The organism is Planomonospora algeriensis, from assembly GCF_977012225.1.
This window is the reverse complement of the sequence record NZ_CDRNDK010000768.1, coordinates 1-1,906: the sequence shown is the minus strand read 5'-3', so window position 1 is coordinate 1,906 and position 1,906 is coordinate 1. Positions and strand designations below refer to the sequence as shown.

General features: G+C 78.1%; 2 protein-coding genes. Both read left to right on the top strand.

What is annotated here, in order from left to right:
• Positions 1–691: GlxA family transcriptional regulator (locus tag ACWJ6R_RS35555; protein ID WP_449066417.1), on the top strand; the 691-nt coding region annotated here is incomplete at its 5' end.
• A gap of 123 nt (positions 692–814) precedes the next feature.
• On the top strand, positions 815–1,906 hold a 1,092-nt coding region (locus ACWJ6R_RS35550; protein ID WP_449066416.1), incomplete at its 3' end, for a DJ-1/PfpI family protein.

Genomic DNA, 1,906 nt, shown 5'->3' with positions numbered 1-1,906 from the left:
GCCGCCCACCGCGCGGGGCCGGCTCGCCTCGGTCTGCAGCGGGGCGGCGGCGCTCGGCGAGGCCGGGCTCCTGGACGGCCGCCGGTGCACCACCCACTGGTCGCTGATCGAGGCGATGCGCGAGCGCTACCCGGCCGCCCGGGTGCAGGACGCGGTGCTCTACGTCCACGACGGGCCGGTGAGCACCAGCGCGGGCATCTCCACCGGGCTCGACCTGGCGCTGTCGCTGGTCGAGCGCGACCACGGACCGGCGCTCGCGGCGGCCGTCGCCCGCCAGCTCGTGGTCTACCTGCGCCGTGGTGGAACGGATCCCCAGGTCAGCGCCTTCCTGCAGCACCGGGCGCACCTGCACCCGGCGGTCCACCGGGTCCAGGACCACCTGGCGCAGCACCTCGACAGCCCGCATACCCTCGCCGAGCTCGCCGCCGTGGCGAACCTGTCGCCGCGCGGGCTGAGCCGGGCCTTCACCGCCACGGTCGGGATCACCCCCCTGGAGTACAGGCAGCGGCTCCGGCTGGAGCTCGCCGCGCGGCTGCTCGCCGAGACCGGCCTGACCGTCGAGGCGGTGTCGGCCCGCTGCGGCTTCCGGGACGCGCGCCACTTCCGCCGGCTCTTCACCGCCCGGTACGGCATGCCGCCCTCGGCCTCCCGGCGGTCAGGCCCGCAGGGCGCGCTCCCCGCCCCCCGCTGACCTGCTTCGTCCGCACCCCGCTCCCACCGGGTCCGGCGTCCACCGGACCCGCTCTCCCCGGCCCGGCTCCCCTCGGCCGTTGCGCCCGTCCCCGTCTTCCGTCCATCGTTCAGGAGATCCGCCATGCCCTCATCGCCCCTCTCGCGTCCCCGCACCCCGTTCCGCGCCCTGGCCCGCAGGGCGCCCCGGGCGCTGCTCGGTGCCGGGCTGGCCGCCGCGGTCCTGGCCGGGACGTGCGCCGCCGGGGTGGCGGTCACGATGCGCGAGAGCTTCCCTGCCGCCCCGAGAGCCGTCCCCGCGGCGGGGTGGCCTCCCGCGGCGCCGGTCCCGGAGGGGCGAACGGTCGTCGCCGTGGCGCTCGGCGCGACCGGTTCGGTGGTCGGGGACGCGCTGGCGCCGTACGAGGTGTTCGCCCGTTCGGAGCGCTTCTCGGTGTACACCGTCGCGGCCCGCCGGGAGCCGGTGGCGCTCTCCGGCGGGCTGCACGCGCTGCCCGACCGTACCTTCGCCGAGGTGGACGCCCGCGCCGTCCCCGAACCGGACGTGGTCGTGGTGCCCGCGGTGGCCGAGCCGCGCGGGGAGCGGGAGGCGCCGTTGCGCGCGTGGATCGCCCGGCAGGCCGCGCGGGGCGCCCGGATCCTGGGCGTGTGCGCCGGATCGGATCTGCTGGCCGCGGCCGGCGTGCTCGACGGACGCCGTGCGACCTCGTTCTGGCAGCGGATCGACGCGCTCCGGGACTCCGATCCCCAGGTGCGCTGGGTCCGGGGGCTGCGCTACGTCCAGGACGGCCCCGTCACCACCACCGCGGGGGTGACCTCGGGCATCGTGGGCGCGCTCCGGCTGGTCGAGCAACTGGCCGGGACCGCGGAGGCCGAGCGCGTCGGGCGGGAGGCGGCCTACCCCGGCTGGTCGGTGGGCGGCCGGCTGGAGATCCCGGTCAACGGGCTGGCCCCGGCCGACCTGCCGTACGGGCTCAACGCGGCCTTCCCGTGGGGGCGTCCGTCCGTCGGCGTCGGGCTGGCCGAGGGGGTCGGCGAGATCGACGTGGCCGCGGCCTTCGAGGTCTACTCCGGCACGTCCTTCGCCGCCCGGACGGTCCCGGTCGCAGCCGGGCCGGTGGTCAGGACCCGGCACGGCGTGCTCCTGCTCGCCGAGCCCGCGGGACCGGGGACCGCCCCCGGTGGACCGGCTGGTCGTGCCGGGCGCCGGGCACGC